The 16,168-nt window shown below is 59.4% G+C and carries 13 protein-coding genes, 1 tRNA gene and 2 pseudogenes; 9 read left to right on the top strand and 7 right to left on the bottom strand.

The annotated features are described in order from the left end of the window. Positions 1 to 74: 74 nt before the first annotated feature. The 4 genes from ACN0WF_RS16925 (at position 75) to ACN0WF_RS16910 (ending at position 4,817) form a co-directional block, all read left to right on the top strand. Positions 75 to 1,688 carry a glucan biosynthesis protein gene (locus ACN0WF_RS16925; protein WP_417773947.1) on the top strand — a complete coding sequence of 538 codons (1,614 nt, stop codon included), beginning with the start codon at positions 75 to 77 and terminating at the stop codon, positions 1,686 to 1,688. Next, the gene (locus ACN0WF_RS16920; protein WP_417280944.1) at positions 1,685 to 2,062 is read left to right on the top strand and encodes a hypothetical protein; all 378 of its coding nucleotides are present in this window, start codon (positions 1,685 to 1,687) and stop codon (positions 2,060 to 2,062) included. The genes ACN0WF_RS16925 and ACN0WF_RS16920 overlap by 4 nt, the downstream gene beginning before the upstream one ends. A gap of 62 nt (positions 2,063 to 2,124) precedes the next feature. After that, the gene (gene mdoH, locus ACN0WF_RS16915; protein ID WP_417280945.1) at positions 2,125 to 3,927 is read left to right on the top strand and encodes a glucans biosynthesis glucosyltransferase MdoH; all 1,803 of its coding nucleotides are present in this window, start codon (positions 2,125 to 2,127) and stop codon (positions 3,925 to 3,927) included. 173 nt (positions 3,928 to 4,100) lie between these two features. Continuing rightward, positions 4,101 to 4,817: a glutathione S-transferase N-terminal domain-containing protein gene (locus tag ACN0WF_RS16910; RefSeq protein WP_417280946.1), complete on the top strand. Its 717-nt coding sequence runs from the start codon at positions 4,101 to 4,103 to the stop codon at positions 4,815 to 4,817. Between the two features lie 63 nt (positions 4,818 to 4,880). On the opposite strand, the gene ACN0WF_RS16905 is transcribed toward ACN0WF_RS16910, so the two are convergent. Continuing rightward, positions 4,881 to 5,312 (bottom strand): DUF2147 domain-containing protein, encoded by a 432-nt coding sequence (locus ACN0WF_RS16905; protein ID WP_417280947.1) that lies wholly within the window; start codon positions 5,310 to 5,312, stop codon positions 4,881 to 4,883. Between the two features lie 463 nt (positions 5,313 to 5,775). Here ACN0WF_RS16905 and ACN0WF_RS16900 point away from each other — a divergent pair, with 463 nt between their 5' ends. Next, entirely contained in the window at positions 5,776 to 6,045 is a 270-nt protein-coding gene (locus ACN0WF_RS16900; protein WP_417280948.1) for a hypothetical protein, read from the top strand. A 156-nt stretch (positions 6,046 to 6,201) separates the two neighbouring features. On the opposite strand, the gene ACN0WF_RS16895 is transcribed toward ACN0WF_RS16900, so the two are convergent. The 3 genes from ACN0WF_RS16895 to ACN0WF_RS16885 form a co-directional block, all read right to left on the bottom strand. After that, a complete protein-coding gene (locus tag ACN0WF_RS16895; protein WP_417280949.1) occupies positions 6,202 to 7,089 on the bottom strand; it encodes a hypothetical protein in 888 nt (295 codons plus the stop codon). After that, a complete protein-coding gene (locus ACN0WF_RS16890) occupies positions 7,086 to 7,907 on the bottom strand; it encodes a hypothetical protein (RefSeq protein ID WP_417280950.1) in 822 nt (273 codons plus the stop codon). Before ACN0WF_RS16890 ends, ACN0WF_RS16895 begins: the two co-directional genes overlap by 4 nt. Positions 7,908 to 8,079: 172 nt before the next feature. Then, positions 8,080 to 8,307 (bottom strand): hypothetical protein, encoded by a 228-nt coding sequence (locus ACN0WF_RS16885; protein ID WP_417280951.1) that lies wholly within the window; start codon positions 8,305 to 8,307, stop codon positions 8,080 to 8,082. A gap of 440 nt (positions 8,308 to 8,747) precedes the next feature. Between ACN0WF_RS16885 and ACN0WF_RS16880 the strand changes: the two genes are divergently transcribed. Continuing rightward, entirely contained in the window at positions 8,748 to 9,152 is a 405-nt protein-coding gene (locus tag ACN0WF_RS16880) for a hypothetical protein (RefSeq protein ID WP_417773946.1), read from the top strand. Between the two features lie 230 nt (positions 9,153 to 9,382). Further along, positions 9,383 to 9,472, top strand: a tRNA-Ser gene (locus ACN0WF_RS16875). 493 nt (positions 9,473 to 9,965) lie between these two features. Here ACN0WF_RS16875 and ACN0WF_RS16870 read toward each other — a convergent pair. The 3 genes and pseudogenes from ACN0WF_RS16870 to ACN0WF_RS16860 form a co-directional block, all read right to left on the bottom strand. Further along, a pseudogene (locus ACN0WF_RS16870) lies at positions 9,966 to 10,976 on the bottom strand (recombinase family protein); the annotation flags it as partial. Continuing rightward, complete coding sequence (locus ACN0WF_RS16865; protein WP_417280953.1) at positions 10,967 to 11,209, bottom strand: hypothetical protein; 243 nt, start codon at positions 11,207 to 11,209, stop codon at positions 10,967 to 10,969. The gene ACN0WF_RS16865 and the pseudogene ACN0WF_RS16870, both read right to left, overlap by 10 nt. Before the next feature lie 231 nt (positions 11,210 to 11,440). Beyond that, positions 11,441 to 11,947 carry an antirestriction protein ArdA gene (locus ACN0WF_RS16860; RefSeq protein ID WP_417280954.1) on the bottom strand — a complete coding sequence of 169 codons (507 nt, stop codon included), beginning with the start codon at positions 11,945 to 11,947 and terminating at the stop codon, positions 11,441 to 11,443. 342 nt (positions 11,948 to 12,289) lie between these two features. Between ACN0WF_RS16860 and ACN0WF_RS16855 the strand changes: the two genes are divergently transcribed. Next, complete coding sequence (locus tag ACN0WF_RS16855) at positions 12,290 to 15,514, top strand: hypothetical protein (protein WP_417280955.1); 3,225 nt, start codon at positions 12,290 to 12,292, stop codon at positions 15,512 to 15,514. A gap of 494 nt (positions 15,515 to 16,008) precedes the next feature. Beyond that, a pseudogene (locus tag ACN0WF_RS16850) lies at positions 16,009 to 16,092 on the top strand (IS5/IS1182 family transposase); the annotation flags it as partial. Positions 16,093 to 16,168: the final 76 nt, after the last annotated feature.

Here is a 16,168-nt window from a genome sequence, read left to right as displayed (position 1 = left end):
CATGCTGCGTTTGCACATCGGACCGGAAGGCCGGGCCACATCTCGCGAACCGTTTCGAAGTGCCAGTAGGTGACATGCCAAAAATCGACAAACGCAGCTTCCTGATCTGCAGCGCCGGTTTCCTAGCCTCGATGCTGGGAAGTGTCGCACTCCCCGCTTTCGCGCAGGATTCGGCTCCGGCCGCCGCGCCCGGCGATGCCCTGCCGCAACCGCAGGAAGCCGGAACTCCCTTCGACTGGGAGGCGTTGGTCTCACGGATGAAGGCGAAGGCCGGAGAGCCTTACAAGGTTGACGAGCCCGAGCTTCCCGAAGCGGTCGCCGCCCTCAACTACGATGGCCATCGCTCGATCCGATTCCGTCCCGACCATGCCCGCTGGAAGGCTGATGACCGGAACTTCGAGCTCCAGGCCTTCTACCCCGGCTGGGTCTTCTCCCATGCCATCCAGCTCTTCGAGATCGTCGACGGAGAGGCCCGTCCGATGGGCTTCACCGCCGATGATTTCGAGTACCGCGATCCGCTCGACCCGGCCGCCTTCAGCAATCTGGCCTTTGCGGGTCCCGCCGGTTTCCGGCTGCATTATCCGCTGAACCGCAACGACTATCGCGACGAGCTGGTGACCTTCCTCGGCAGCAGCTATTTCCGGGCGCTTGGACGCGGCAATGTCTACGGGCTGTCGGCGCGCGGGCTCGCGGTCGACACGGCCTCGGGCAGCGCCGAGGAGTTCCCGCGGTTCACCCGCTTCTACATCGAGCGGCCGGAGCTCGGTGCGCGCGAGATCAAGCTCTATGCGGAACTCGAGAGCGAGCGTGTCTCGGGTGCCTACGCCTTCACCATCCTGCCAGGTGTCGAGACGCTGATCGAGGTGGAAGCCGCTATCTTTCTACGCGGCGACGTCTCGCGGCTTGGCCTGGCGCCCCTGACGTCCATGTATCTGTTTGGAGAGAACGACCGGACCGGCTTCGACGATTTCCGCCCCGAGGTGCATGACAACGATGGCCTCGCCATTCTGCGCGCCAACGGCGAACGGGTCTGGCGGCCGCTTTCCAATCCGGCCCGCCTGCAGCTTTCCGTCTTTGGCGAGGAGAGCCCGCGCGGCTTCGGCCTTCTGCAGCGCGACCGCGATGCGGACCATTATCTCGACACCGAGGCGCGCTACGAGCGTCGTCCCTCTGTGTGGATCGAACCGGTCGGAGACTGGGGCAAGGGCGCCGTTCTTCTTGCTGAGATCCCGACGGATTCGGAGGCGAATGACAACATCGTCGCGTTCTGGATGCCCGAGAGCGGATTGTCGGCCGGCTCCGAGCATCGTTTGCGCTATCGCATGATCTGGGCCGGGGATGTCGAGGGCGATGTTCCGCTGGCGCGCGTGTTGCGCACGCGCACCGGACGCGGCGGTGTCGCGGCCACGGAAGGACGCGACAACATCCGGAAGTTCCTCGTCGATTTCTCCGGCGAAACCCTGGCCGGACTCGGCGACGGGGCGGCGGTTGAAGCCCAGATCGGCATCGGCAACGGAAAAATCGCACATCAGATATTGAACAAAATGCCGGGTAGCGACGTTTGGAGACTGATCGTCGATGTGAAGCGCATTGACGACAGCCAGCCCGTCGAACTCTCGGCGGCTCTTCTCCTGGACGGTGAACGCCTGTCTGAAACCTGGACCTACCAGTGGGGACAAACGAAATGATTGTCGACACCCGTTCCGACGAACACGTTGCTCAGCCGGACCCTGTCGAGGCCCGGCATTGCTTCCTGGACGAGCTGCGCCGGCAGTTTTCTCGTCACGATCTCGACGATGCGACGCTGGAAGAGGCGGTCGCGGATGCGGCTGCGCGCCTTGGTGGGGCGCGGCAGCAGGCGCTGCTTGAGCGCGTCTTCGCCGGGCAGGCCGACCAGTCGCTGCGTCGGGCGCTGGTTGCCTCTCTGTGTCTTCCCGCGCCCAGGGCGCCGATGGCGATGCCGATGCAAACACTCGAGCGCGCGCGCGAACGGGCTTCCCTGCTCCCGCGCCTTGCCGGGCTGCGCGCCCTTGCGCGCCGCCGTCGCATCGGCGAGCGCTGAGCCGCCAAGGGGCCTGCCGCGGCGCCGGGTGACGGCTTGCCGCCCAAACGGAGTGTCGCCGGATGCCATCGGGTGTTTCCAAGTCCTCCCTGAGGGAGACCATCGCGGTCGGCATCCGCCGGGCCGGTGCGATCATCCTTACCCTGGGCCTCACGGTTGCGGCTGCCTCGATGTTCGGCTCCGTGGCGGTCGCCGACGGGTTCGACTGGGTCGATGTGGTTCGGATCTCGCTGGTGGCGTTCTGCGCACTGTGGCTCTCGTGGGGCGCCTGCATCGGCATTCTCGGGCTTATCTTCCCAAGCGAGAGCGTGTCGGTCAGCGACGGCAAGCCGAGCGGGCGGACCGCCATCGTCATTCCGGTCTACAACGAGGCGGCGGATGCGGTCTTTGCCAGGCTGGACGCCATGTATCGCGCGTTGGACGATCTCGGCGTGCTGTCGACCTTCGACTTCCATGTTCTTTCGGATTCCACCCGAGAGGAGGCTGCCGCCGCCGAGAAGGCTCTTTATCGCCGTGCCGTCACCGTGCTGGGCGCGGGCGGGCGGCTGTTCTATCGGCATCGCTCGCCCAACACCGGGCGCAAGGCCGGCAACATCGCGGACTTCATCCGCGCCAGTGGCGGTGCCTATGACTACATGCTGGTGCTGGACGCCGACAGCCTGATGAGCGCGACCACCATTGTCGAGATGGTGCGGCGCATGGAAGCTGCTCCCGATCTCGGTCTGCTCCAGACGGTGCCGCGGATCATCGGCCGCAAGACTCTCTTCGGGCGGATGATCCAGTTCTCGGCGAATTTCTACTCGCCGGTGTTTTCGCGCGGCGTTGCCGCGCTGCAGGGGCGGCAGGGGCCGTTCTGGGGTCACAATGCACTGATCCGCATGCGCGCCTTCGCATCCACCTGCGGACTTCCCGCGCTTGCCGGCAAGCCGCCCTTTGGCGGCGAGATCCTCTCCCATGACACGGTGGAGGCGGCGATGCTGGCGCGCGGCGGATGGCGCGTGCGGCTCGACGCCGATCTCGACGGCTCCTACGAGGAAGCGCCGGCCAATATCATCGAATATGCCAAGCGTGACCGCCGCTGGTGCCAGGGCAACCTGCAGCATGCCCGCATCCTGACCGCGCCAGGACTGCCGTTCTGGAGTCGCCTCAACATCGCGCAGGGCATCCTTGCCTATGTGGCCTCGCCTGTGTGGCTGTTGTTCCTGCTGGCCAGTGTTGCCGCGCCGCTGTTCGCGCCCGCGCCGGTCTATTTCATCTCCGGCTCGCTCTTCCCCCGCTTTCCTCACCCGGAGACGGAGAAGGGGCTGGCGCTGCTCTTCGGCGTTGTCGGGCTTCTCATCCTGCCGAAGGCGCTGCTTCTGCTGCGCGCCGTTCTCACACGCGGGGTCGGGCCCTACGGGGGCCGCGCGCGCGCCTCGCTCTCGGCTCTCTACGAATTGCTGCTCGCCTCGCTGCTTGCTCCGATCCACATGATGTTCCAGAGCCGGTCGGTGTTCCAGGTGCTCTCGGGCGCGGATTTCGGTTGGCCGTCGAGTGATCGCGAGGATGGCTCTCTCGGCTTTCTCATGAGTATCAAGGCCAGTTGGTGGATGGTGCTCTTCGGCAGCGCCACGCTCGGCTTCGCGTATTACTTCGCCTCCGGCCTGCTTGCCTGGCTCCTGCCGGTGACCTTGCCGCTTGTGTTCGCGCCGGTGGTGATCTGGTGGACGGCCTCGCCGACGGCGGGTGCACGGGCGCGCCGTCGCGACATCTTCCTGACCCCGCAGGAATGGAGCGAGGAGCCGGTGATCGCCGCCGCGGCCCGCGCGCTCGAAGTCTACCGCCGGCCCGTTGATGAGGGCGGCGAGGCGCGCAGCGCCGCATGATGGCCGGCGGCCTGACAGAGGGCCGGGCAGGTTTTCGTGAACAGGCCGTTGCGCGATTGATTGCGGAGATGTGCATTGCGGCGCGAATGCTTGCGCCCTAAATCGCCTGCATATCCTATCGGGACCACGCCGTTTGCTGCGGTCCCGTCCCTTCGAACCTGCGAGGCATATCCATGGCTGCAAGCCAGACAAAGCCCATCGAACTCCACTACTGGCCGACACCGAACGGCTGGAAGGTCAGCATCATGCTGGAGGAACTGGGTGTTCCCTACGATGTGCACTACGTCGACATTGGCGCCGGCGACCAGTTCAAGCCTGAGTTCCTGAAGATTGCCCCGAACAACCGCATGCCGGCGATTGTCGATCCGGAAGGACCGGGGGGCGAGGCGATCTCGATCTTCGAGTCAGGCGCGATCCTGCAGTACCTCGGCCGCAAGTTCGGCCAGTTCTACCCGAGCGACGAGCGCGCGCGCGTCAAGGTCGAGGAATGGTTGATGTGGCAGATGGGCGGTTTCGGCCCGATGCTTGGCCAGAACCATCATTTCCGCGTCTATGCGCCGGAGAAGATCGCCTACGCGATGGACCGTTACCTCAACGAGACGCATCGGCTCTATGGCGTGCTCGACAAGCAGCTGTCGCGGAATGCCTATGTTGCGGGCGCCGACTATTCCATCGCCGACATGGCGATCATCGGCTGGGCAACGGGCTGGGAGCGCCAGGGGATGGACCTTGAAAAGGACTTCCCGAACGTCGCCCGCTGGATCGACAAGCTGAAGGCGCGCCCGGCGGTCGAGCGTGGCCTGGCGGTCGGCCGCGAGGAGCGCGAGAAGCTCAACCTTGCCGGCGACAAGAATGCCCAGTCGGTGCTTTTCGGCCAGCGCGCGCGCTGAGCCTGACAATCCGGCCTGCGGGAGCGCGTATCTCGCTTCCGCAGGCTTGCAATTGGGTGGGCCTCAGCGCGTGCGCGACCAGGTTTCCCCCTTGCAGATGAGACCGCCGAGCACGCATCCCTCCAGCTTGAGCTTGTCGTCGCTGACCAGCGTCATCACGCCGCTGTAGGTCTTGCCGTCCTCGGCGTTGTAGACCTTGCCCTTCCAGCGGTTGTCTCCGGAGGGCTTCATGCCGATCACCGTCTGCGAGCCGAGAAGCGGCCGGGAGCGCCGGGCGGGATCCGGGTTTTGTGTGTCGTTGCGCGGGTCGCGCAGCCAGATCAGCTTGCCGCAGAGCGCATTGCCGCAATTCTCGATGCGGATCTTCGAACTGCCGCTTGGGCGAACCCATTCGCCTTTTGCGTCCGCTGCCTGAGCTGAAGCCGCGGCCAGCAGCAAGGGGGCCGCGGCGAGGCCGGCGAGAAGGGCTGTCCTGAATTTCACTATCCCTGCCATGTTGATACCTTTCCTCCGGAACTGCTGGCGGGAACGTCTGTCTCGCATTCCCTTTACGCAAACGTAAGCTATCCGAACGGACCCGGGCATACCAGCGGTTTCGCGCAGCTGCGTCAGGCCAGGTTGTCGGGTGTCGCAGGGGAGGGGCGGCGCGCAGGCCGGGCAAGCGCGAAATCAGCGAGTTCGCGGCAGGGTGAATGAAGCCTTTCCACACGGATTCGCCTTTGAAGGAACGGGTCTTGATTTGGCTCTCGTTTTCGCGAAACCAGGGTGAATCCCTCGTAAACTTTACCCTTTGTTTTTAAGTCGTTTTCTTCCTATTAAGCGTGATTTTTAAGGTTCCCTTGAGCGCCTCTGCCCACAATCCAAGTCATGGAGCATGGCACCGGAAGATGCATCTTGTTCCCGAAGGTCTGAAAGCCGCAACAACAGCGGTGCTGAAGATAAAGACAAGGAGCGTGACATGGCCCGACTGGATCTTGGTTCTCCCGATCTTGCCGCTATGGGCGGCCAGGCAACGAATGCGGACATCCTTCTGCAGATGGGGCTCGACTGCGCCAGCGGACGCAACGGCGCCACGGACCTGGTTTCCGCGCACAAGTGGTTCAACATCGCCTCGCTCAAGGGCAGCCCGGACGCAGCGCGCTATCGGCGCGAGATCGCGGCCGAAATGTCGGGCGGTGAGATCGCCGACGCCCAGCGTGCTGCGCGCGAGTGGCTGAGTTTGCATTGACACGGCGGCGAACGCATCCTGTGACCGGGATCTGTCTTCCGCCGATGTCGGTGACACCGACACATCAAGGTCTTGTGAACCGCAGCGCGGTCGCGCACGCACGCTGACGCGCCGCGGTTCCAAACTCGCCCGTGGCGCGGCCCGGGTCGTACGCGCTCAGATGTCGCCGAGCACCGCCTTGCGCAGGCGCGCGAAGGGCCTTTCCGCCGGCGGCACGAGATATTGCGCGCTGAGCGAGACCACCGGCGCCATGGCGATGGCGAAACAGGCTCCTTGCTTGAGCTGGTCCGAGAACCACGGCGCCTCGTATTGCGGCGTGGTCGACCAGCTTTCGCGGATTGCCGCTCCCTCCATGTTGACGATGTTGGTGAAGGACGTCGACGGATCGTCGGGCGCCTTGCGGAAGCTGATGGCGATGGACGACAGGGATACCAGTTCGTCATGGGTGAAGGGCAGGCCCGCGTTGCGCAGTTGCACGGGGGGCACTTCCTGGCGACGCATGATGCAATAGACGGTCTGGCCACCGCAGGTCGGATCGCGGTCGGTCAGCTTCAGCACATAGGGCTGGTTGCTGACGGTGATCGTGCCGCTGGCCGCTGCCTGAATGCCGAAGTCGCCCCGGTTGTCGGCGCGCGGATCTCCCTCCAGAAGAAACAGGTCGCTGGTCGAGACGCTCGGCCCCAGCCCGGAGATTGCCTTGCGCAGCGCGGCCGCGTTTTCCTGCGCCGTGACATTGTCAGGCGGGTTGGCCCCTTGTGCGTATATCTGCAGCGACTTGTCCTGCCGCCTTGCGACAATGTCGAAAAAAGTCTCGATGCACGGCGCGCTGTCGAGGTGGGCGAGCGTTAGCGACGTGCCGGCCACGGTGTCCGCAACGACGATGACGATGATGCAGGACGTTGCGCTGTCGGAATAGAGCGTGAGCGCCGTACCGGGTTCCGGCGCGCCTGTCGTCAGGTAGTTGCCCTGGTCGACAAAATGAAATCCGGTGGCGGGAGGCGCTACGGGCTTGTTGTCGTTCCTGTCGACGATCACATCGGTCATGCTGGGCTCCCGAAAGGACGAAGCGGGTTGGTAAGGGGATTGCCGTTGATCTGGTAGAGGCAGCCGGAATTTCCATCCGATGATGCGGAGAACACGGCTGTTGCCTGGGTGTGGAACTCCTGGCCGATATATTTGGTCTCGCGGCAGACCGAGAGCTCGGTCTTGCCATAGTATTGATCGGTCAGGACAGAGCCGATGCCGTCGAGCGTCGGCTCCTGCTGGAGGATGAGTTCGGCGCGCCCCAGCCGGAGATAGGTACTGTGGTTGGCCGGATAGCCGATTGCTTCCGGCTGAATCCGGAATGCGTTGGTCGAGGCGAAATGCCCGCTGTTGCGCATGATCGTGCGCACGGGTTCATGGTTGTTGGGGCCGGGCATGTATTCGATGAAGATCGAGACCGGTTGCGTGCGCGCTTCGTCCGCCCAGCCGGTGTAGAGCGAGATATCCGGTGCGGGGAAGGCGGTTCCATCACCCATGTTGCGGTAGAAATCGCTCAGGAAGGCGGCTGCGGCCGTCGCCGTCGCGTTGTCGCGCACGCTCGCCTCATAGGCTTCGAACAGAGCAGCGGTCTGGTCGTCGGTGACATAGTAGTTGGCGGAGGTCGTGTAGGCGTCTGCCGCCACGAAGGCGACGCCGGAACTGTTTGCCGCCGCCCAGAGCTTTCCAGCCCCCGCACCGCGGGTCATGGCGACATATGTGTCCACGCCCTTTCTGCCCGGCCTTACCTGGGGCTCGTTGAAGGCGGTGACGGGAATGAGGTCGCATTGCTTGAAGGTGTGGAGCGTTCCACCCTGAAAAACCACGCCGATGGTGCACATGCGTCCCCCGTCCTGTTTTCCTAACGGACGGTCGCGGGCATCCCGCTTCGCCGGGACCCGCACAGGCTCTACTGGCGTCACACGCGACCTGTGTTACGCAACGTCAAACAACCTTTGGTGTCAAGGTGAATATATGCAACTTAAATGCGGAGTGGCTTGCGTGGCGGGCGCGTCAGCCCTCGGGCATCTCCGGTTTCACGTCTTGTTCGTCGGTGGCGGAGGGGAAGGCCGGTGCGGCTCCCTCCGCAAAGCCGCAAAGCTCGGCGTCTGCGGCCTTGCGGATCTCGTCGAGCCGACCGACGTAGTCGGCAAGCTCGGGTGCTTGCTCCATGCGCCGGACAAGATCGGCGAGGCGATCGCGAATTTCCAGGCAGGCCGCGTGGCGGCGATCGGTCTCCATCTGCAACACTCCCGCTCCGGGGAACAGCCACGCTCCGTCGGCCTGACTTGCGGCCGCATGCGTGGCAGCGCCGGCCGTCTCTCCGGTGATTGTTTCGCATTCTCTCGTCTGCAGGCGAAGCCGCCGTGGCCAGGCGGCTCCTGCAGGAGGCGAGGGACTACGAAGGGTTTTGCCGCTCCGGTTTCGCAATTTATTCGAGTTGCGGGGCGCGCTGCAATCCCTGTTCGAACGGCGGCCGCCGCTTTCCTGCGCCGCACCCGTGTGGATCGCGGGCGGGGAGTTGGTGTCCTGCGATCACGGCGGAGCGAGAAAACCAATTTTCCTTGCAGATAAGCCCGGTCTGTATCGATTAAAAGTCAAGTGTAATGGTTTCTATACTTGAAATTGCATTGATGCGGTCATGGCGAATTTCGCTGGTTCTGACATGGGAGATCCTGAAAGTGAAACCCGTTTCAATTGCAATGCTGACCCTGGTCGGCCTTTCCGTGGCCGGATGTGTATCCGCGGTGCAGAACAAGGAGAACATGCTTTCGGCCGCAGGGTTCAACGTCCGTCTGGCGGATACGCCGCAAAAGATCGCGTCTTTGAAGACGCTTCCGCCTCACAAGTTCATTATCCAGAACAAGGGCGGGCAGCCGATCTACGTCTATGCCGACCCGACGGTCTGCGGTTGCCTCTATTACGGCACCCAGGACAACTATCAGGACTACCGGCAGATGATGTTCGACCAGAATCTCGCAAATGAGCAGCAGATGACGGCGATGATGAACCAGCAGATGGCTTTCGACTTCGGTCCCTGGGGACCGGGCCCCTGGGCAGGAGGCTTCTGGGGGGCGCCGATGTGATGAAAAACGCGCGGGCGATGTGTCGCCCGCGCGTCACGTCAGATCGAAGAGGCGTCTCACGGGCCTGTCGACAACGGCGTTTGCACAGCCGTGTAGGAACCGGTGACGTGCCTGTTTTCCCGATTTCTCCCGCATTTCCAACCTGTCGGCACGTTGTTCGGTTGATAGCTGCTCAAAACTGTAAGATCCACTCTTGCCAAAGCGATGCAAATCCGTGAAAAGGGCGGCACGGAGAGGTGGCCGAGTGGTCGAAGGCGCTCCCCTGCTAAGGGAGTATACCGGAGACGGTATCGAGGGTTCGAATCCCTTCCTCTCCGCCATTTCTATTTCCTCGTCATTCAAAGCAGCTAACACCTTGAACGGGCTAGTGGTTTTCGCGGTTCGAAAACCATGATTCCGCGCATACGGCAATGGGGCTGCAAAGACCAGTTTCAGAAGCGTCTTGCGGTGCTCTGGATTGGGTGAAGCCCAAAGATTCCAAGGGTTTGCGAAGAACGCCAGAGCGGTTCGAAATTTCTGATCGAAGTCCTGCTTGGTATCGGGCTTTTTCGTCAGGCTTTCTGTGATCAGCGCCTTTTCCGCTTCCAGCTTTTCCAGTTTGGCTTCATAGGCTTTGATCGCTGACGGGCTGGTGGTCTCAATCAGCCTGTCTGTCAGTTTGCTGATCGTCGTGCCGATGCCACCGAGCGCGCGCTTTTGCTCCTGCCACGTGTCCTTGAAGCGCTGCATGCGGTTGTTCCATTGATCGCGGAACATGAAGGCCGTGGCGGCGAACACTTCCCTTGAGGGCTGCATTTGCCGGATCAGGGTTTCAAACTCCCCCTCCAGCACATCCCTGCGGATGGATTTGCGGCGCTCGTCGCATTCCTTGTTGAAGCACTCATAGTATGCGTAGCGCTTGTTGCGCCCCTTGGCCCAGTACGCGGTCAGGGGATGGCCGCAGCAATCGCAGGTGACAAAGCCCCTCAGCGGAAAGTCTTCAGCGGCATCGGCTCGGGCGGGTGCGTGCGCGTTTTCATTGAGCCGTGCCTGAATCCGCTGGAAGTCCTCCCATGAGATGAGGGCTTCATGTTTGCCCTTCATCAGCGGCACGCCCCAAGGCTTGTACTCATAGTAGCCCGCATAGATTTTGTTGGTGAGCAGGTTCTTGATCCGCTGCGGATGGATTTCCCCGTTCGCATCGAGGGCGAAGATCGAATGCGGCTCAAGGAAGCGTTTAACCTCGGCCTGCGTCTGGAAGCGGCCTGTGGCAAAGCCTTTCAGGGCTTCTTCTATCAGGCTGGCGTTCGGCTCGTCACGGACAAGGAATTTGCCGCTGTGGCCCTTCACGCGGTCATAGCGGTAGCCCGTCGGAGCCCAGAACGCGAAATAGCCATTCATCAGACGGGCTTTCATGCGGTGGCGCACCTGCTCGCCGTTCTTCTGGCGGTGATGCTGCGCCATACTGGCAACGATATTCTCGAATAGCGTACTGTCCGCATCGTCACCGAACTCGATGGACGGGCTTTCCAGCTTTGCCCCGACCGATCCAAGGGCATTGCGCAGCTTGCGGTGCACTTCCGTGTCACGGGCAAGACGGGACACATCATCGATCAGAACGACAGGCTCTTGCGCGCGGTGCTTGCGCAGCCATGTCATCATTTCCTTGAGGCCTGGACGATCTGCCAGACTGCCGGACACGCCTTCGTCCTGAAAAACTTCGGCGACCTCGTAGTCCTTGTAGGCGGCAAAGTCGCGGCAACGGTGCTCCTGGGAGGCCAGGCCATCGCCCTTCTTCACCTGTGATTTGCTGGATACGCGGGTGTAGATAACGGCTATGGACATGAGACCTCCTCTTCTTTTTCTGTTTCCTTCGATACTAAGGCAAGCGCCTCTTCGATGGCATCAAAAGCCTGTTTCGTGATCGCCAATTGCAGGGGGTAAGTCGGAGAGGTGAAGCACTGATCCACCAGTGCTTCGGTCATGCCCCACAGATCGCGTAGGAATTCGTCTTCCTGCGCTTTGTCGAGGTTCAGGGGGGCGATGTGAGCGCGGTAGCGCTCAAGGTCAAAAGTCATAAGTAAGCCTTTCCCGTGCGGCCCTGCCGTGCCGCTACGGGAAACAGAGCGCCGCACGTCATGCGGTTGAAAGTGATTGAATAGAAAAACGCGCGCCCTCTTCCGCGTGGGCTCAACAGAGGCCAAACACGGGCGAAAATCCGGACGCACTTGTAGGTAATAATTCCTATTAATAGCAAATATGGAAGGAATTTTCAATATAAAATAATGACTTAACATAATAGAACCCTCTCATCCGCAACGGTAGACATAGGGTTGCCCGGCAATCACTGTCTCGGTGTAGTCCATCGCCAGATCGTGGGCGATGGCCTCATAATCGAGATAGAACCGCAGGCGCTCCGGGATATCCCCGAACAAACCTTCATCGACAAACTGTTCGGCCAGCTCCCTCATGCTGTCTACGCCGTACAGATCGACGTCATAGCCATCGGGCGCATCGGTTCGCGGATCGAAGCTGTATCCGCACTCTTCGACCGCGATGACAAAGCGGACTTTCTGGTCTTCATCCCATGTTTCGGTGGCTTCGAAAAAGGCTGCAATGCTGCCCTGGCTCAGCCCCCACGCCCTGGCGAGCGAACAATCCAGATCGTCGCCGTCTATGAACTGGATTTCGAACTCCTCGACCGGCTCGCCGTAGCGGTTCACGGCCTTCGCCGCGCGCGCCTCATATTGCTCTGCGCTGTCGAAATAGAAACCGGTTGCGGATACGTCGTAGGGCTGGGCAAATAGCTGGGTCATCTCCTCTTTCCTTCCTCAATGAAAACTGGGTTGCACATGCAACCCTGCTTCCGGCGAGGATGGGATACGGGAGAGATGTGCAGGCGCGGCGGGCCGGGCTGCGGGATAAGCGGGTCACATTGACCTGCGCAGCACGCGGCCCTGACCGTCCCGGTAGGCTGCATATTGAGGGGTAAGGGCAAAGCCCTTCGACCCGATTCCTAATGCATCAGGGATCGATGCCATTTTTAAAGAAGCGACAATGTTCCTACGAAAATTGAAAACTGGTCAAACGTACTGACCTAATAAATACTTGCAATAGTGACCACGAGATCTGTTATGATTTCTGCAAAGGAATCAACGATGAAGCATCCCCTTTCACCATCGGCGCTTATGAGGGCTAGACGCCCATATTTGTACTCTGACAGTAAGCGGCGCGACGCCTATCGGCTCAGCGAGTCAGAGTTCAACCATCATCTCGACACGATCACAGACCGAAATCAGCATAAGGATTTTGAGAACTTTTGCCGTAAACTTGCTGAACGCGAGCTTTGCCCCAACCTTCGCCCGCAAACAGGACCAGAAGGCGGCGGCGATGGAAAAGTCGATACCGAGACCTATCCGGTTGATGAGCAAGTTTCCGAGCGCTGGTATGTAGCTGACGCCAAGAGCGGCGCTGAAAAGTGGGGATTTGCATTTAGCGCCAAGAAAGCGTGGTCAGACAAAGTCCGCTCTGATGTCAAGGGCATCGCGGAAACCAAGCGGCACTACGACCGCATTATTTTCATTACAAGTCGTCCCGCCCGCCAACGTGACCGATTACGCATCGAAGAAGAATTGCAGAACGAATATAGCGTTAGAGTTACGATCCTGGATCGGGAATGGATTATAGACCGCGTATTCTCACATGGTCACAAAGATCTTGCATTCGAGCAGTTGAAGGCGGGAGAACATGAGCCGGACAAGCTCAAACTAGGCCCGAATGATTTTAAGCGACAAGAAGCATTAGAGGAGCTGGAAGAGCGTCTTAAGAAGCTCGGCACAAGCGCCCCGGATAGAACGCAGGCGGTCTCAGATACATTTGAAGCGGCACGACTTTCTAGAGAACTTGAGAAGCCACGTTTCGAAACAGATGGCCGATTTCAGCGTGCAACACACTACGCCGAAAAATATGGAACAAACTACCAGATTTTGCGGGCAGTCTACGAACATGCCTGGACCGCGTTCTGGTGGTTCGATGATATTGACGCAATGCTAGAGCGTTATGAGGAAATCGAAGCAATAGCATTCGCGACCGACCATTCCTCGCACATAAGTAAGGTCTGCAATATCCATCAGCTTATTGTGGGGCGTGTTGTTCAGGGGCTAAATTCAGCGGACGAATTATCGCTGTCGAACAGATCGGGCCGCCTGAAAGATAAACTCAAGGAACTGGCTCAGGACAAATCCCGACCGAATAATGCCCTCTACGCAGAGACATTACTCATTTTCCACGACATGACTGAAAAGTTACTTGAAGAAGATGTCAACGACTTTGATGACATTTGGGGCGCTCTCTCTGGGGTCATAGATAGAGCTAAAGGACTGGGCGAGTTCCCTGCCGATCTGCTGGAAACAACGCTCGACGTATTATCGGAGAACATGCCCGATAGCGCCGCATTCGATGAATTGGTCGAGAAGCTTGCCGAGTTTATGGCCGAACGGAACAAAGAAGTCACCGCTGGAAACATCTATCTTACGCAAGGCGAGCGAAAGCTGGATGCTGAAAAGCCCGTGGACGCCATAAAGTGGCTTGGCCGTGCAGTGGTTAACTTTTCGAAAGACGAGTGCCGTGAAGAGCAGTCGAAGGCGCTGTATTGCCTTTCGGTGGGCTATCGTGGAGCAGGCCTCTTATGGGCAGCACGTGCTACGGCGTTAGCATCCCTCATACAGAATCTGGCTTTGTCTGAGTTAGAAAGCGAACTCCGCGTTGAAACTATCCCTACGCTGAATTTGTTCGCAACTTTGTCCTTGCAGCTTGGGCATGTGAGCGATTTTTTAAGCGCGCTTCAATTCGTTCGAGCGATTGGCAATATCGCTCCACTGGATAGCGATAGCCAGCAGCGATTGAAAGACAAACTCATTGAATTTGACGGACTGCTTTCTTGTTTGATTGTTCTCCTGCCGAGCGAGGAGATTGCCCGAATAGAGGAGCTACCGGACATTCTCGAAAATCTGATGTTGATGACAGCGCGTCTCACTCTGCTTTATCGGCTCGGGCATATTGATGTGTTGCGGAACGATGGCTCTCTTCCGGAAGGCACGCCGGACCAAGAAATCCACGATATGATGAAAATGATGGCTGCTCAGCCAGCGAGCAAGAGTCTTCCCAAAAGGCTTGTTTTGCTTGATGAGTCGTTTACTTCCATTCACACGAGAATTCTCGGCGTTGATATTGAAATAAAAACGGAAAATACCCTCGAAGGATTCTTGCAAGCTGAAACTCATGCCTCCGCGCTGGAAGGTTTTGCGGCAACATTGTTGAATACAGGTGCCTTTCCACACACTGAGAAGTTTACGATACGCATCGAGCAAAGCGACAGCTTGCAGGGCGCATCGGTCTCTGTTGACGACGACAGCAATGTGATGTCGATTTTGTTGCCCACCGAATGGACCCAAACCGGCGTAGAAAAATCCGCGAAATACAATCATCACCTTATCGCGTCTTGTATTCACGCCTTGATGAACATCGCCATGCTGCCGGACGCATTGCAAACGGTTCAAAATTTGGTCGAAACGGAACTGGCTTTCGAACGCGCCACACTATTTTGTCATGCTGGAGCCTCCAGAAACAGAGCTTTGGGAGCGCATGTGGGTCGGCTTTCGGATTGGCGCCATTGGATTGTACAGAAATATTCGCTGAGCAACACCGCACCGCACAAACCCGTTACCACGGAACTCCATCCCAATACCGAAAAGGGCTCTCCAGATGATTTTTTCGCTGATCTGAGGAGCCACGACGACCTTGTCGTTCGGTCCGTCATCAATACGAAATTATGGGACGGAGCTGGCTGGCAGGGAATGCTGTACGGCGTATCCGCGCCAGGGCAGCCACCATTTCTTGGCCTCATGTTTGGGAATAAATCCAAAGCAGAGGCCATCTTCAAAGAATGGCATGATCGTTTTGAACGGCATGATCGCGAGGACGAAATCAGAATTTCTGTCCTTAAAGGTATCGATCGGGAAAACCCTTATCATTACCGCGGACACATCACCCAAGATTGGAACACATTGCCCAAAGACAGTGGAAAACAGTTTGTAAATGTATCGCGCATGACGACGATGACGGCGGACAACCACCGTAATCTGGATATGTTTGTCGGGCACAGGAACACGTGTGGCTGCTATTTTCTTGTTCCCGCCATCATCGGAGCTTCCGGCTCGCCCGAACTTCGTATGGATCTAGCTATATTGAAGCATAATTTTCATGTGAGGGATGCTTGGCAAGTCGGAGCGCACGATATTGACGCGGTGGCGGTGAGGCCGGGCGACGATGTTATCGTGCCGAATGACGAAGCTGACCCACCTGTGAAATCGTTGCATAAATAGCGGAGCACTGCTGCTCGAAAGAGGCGATTGGACAGCCACTCAAACTGCCTTTACGTACAAAGCGGACGCGGAGCGAAGAGCCATAAAGAGACGCAACAGGCCGAGGAGCGGACTAGCGGGCCCCATGGCTGATGATGCAACGGCTAATTGGCACGAGAGTGGGTTTCAAGCGGTGCATGAAAGCTCCCTTTGACGGAGATGAAACGCACGGTCGTCTCGATGACGCTTGAAAGGCTCGATGCCTGGAATGCGTCAATGGCCGGGAGGGATGCAACGGGAGGCGCGCAGCGGGCCTCCCTTGCCAAGATGTGCCGTCTGACGGCACACATCTTGCATTCCCGTGGCTTTGCCACACACCTCGCCTACCGCGTGAACAACCGGAGAACGCACATCTCGCATACCGGCCTTTAGGTGATGCCCTCATAAACTGGGTAGCCAAATCACGCTTGGTTTGATTCAAGCTCCGCAAGGAGTTTGCAATAGCCCGTTTTGATATGAGCGATGCGGAATGGTCGGTGATCCAGCCGCTTCTTCCCACGAAGGTGCGTGGCGTTGCCCGTGTCGATGACCGTCGGGTTGGCCTGCCCCTATCGGGTGGTCCGGTTTCAGTCTTAGTGCATGATGGGTCTCGGCGCCAAGGTAGATGCCTGGGGC

Origin of the sequence: Stappia sp. (genome assembly GCF_048268045.1) — a bacterium.
In the GTDB taxonomy this organism is placed as follows: Bacteria; Pseudomonadota; Alphaproteobacteria; order Rhizobiales; family Stappiaceae; genus Stappia.
Note: the sequence above shows the minus strand (reverse complement) of the source record. Positions and strands in the feature narration are given on the sequence as shown.

Bases quoted from the DNA above. Each gene is read 5' to 3' on its own strand.
- ACN0WF_RS16925 (WP_417773947.1), top strand. From the start codon at position 75: ATGCCAAAAATCGACAAACGCAGCTTCCTGATCTGCAGCGCCGGTTTC.
- ACN0WF_RS16920 (WP_417280944.1), top strand. From the start codon at position 1,685: ATGATTGTCGACACCCGTTCCGACGAACACGTTGCTCAGCCGGACCCT.
- mdoH (WP_417280945.1), top strand. From the start codon at position 2,125: ATGCCATCGGGTGTTTCCAAGTCCTCCCTGAGGGAGACCATCGCGGTC.
- ACN0WF_RS16910 (WP_417280946.1), top strand. From the start codon at position 4,101: ATGGCTGCAAGCCAGACAAAGCCCATCGAACTCCACTACTGGCCGACA.
- ACN0WF_RS16905 (WP_417280947.1), bottom strand. From the start codon at position 5,312: ATGGCAGGGATAGTGAAATTCAGGACAGCCCTTCTCGCCGGCCTCGCC.
- ACN0WF_RS16900 (WP_417280948.1), top strand. From the start codon at position 5,776: ATGGCCCGACTGGATCTTGGTTCTCCCGATCTTGCCGCTATGGGCGGC.
- ACN0WF_RS16895 (WP_417280949.1), bottom strand. From the start codon at position 7,089: ATGACCGATGTGATCGTCGACAGGAACGACAACAAGCCCGTAGCGCCT.
- ACN0WF_RS16890 (WP_417280950.1), bottom strand. From the start codon at position 7,907: ATGTGCACCATCGGCGTGGTTTTTCAGGGTGGAACGCTCCACACCTTC.
- ACN0WF_RS16885 (WP_417280951.1), bottom strand. From the start codon at position 8,307: ATGGAGACCGATCGCCGCCACGCGGCCTGCCTGGAAATTCGCGATCGC.
- ACN0WF_RS16865 (WP_417280953.1), bottom strand. From the start codon at position 11,209: ATGACTTTTGACCTTGAGCGCTACCGCGCTCACATCGCCCCCCTGAAC.
- ACN0WF_RS16860 (WP_417280954.1), bottom strand. From the start codon at position 11,947: ATGACCCAGCTATTTGCCCAGCCCTACGACGTATCCGCAACCGGTTTC.
- ACN0WF_RS16855 (WP_417280955.1), top strand. From the start codon at position 12,290: ATGAAGCATCCCCTTTCACCATCGGCGCTTATGAGGGCTAGACGCCCA.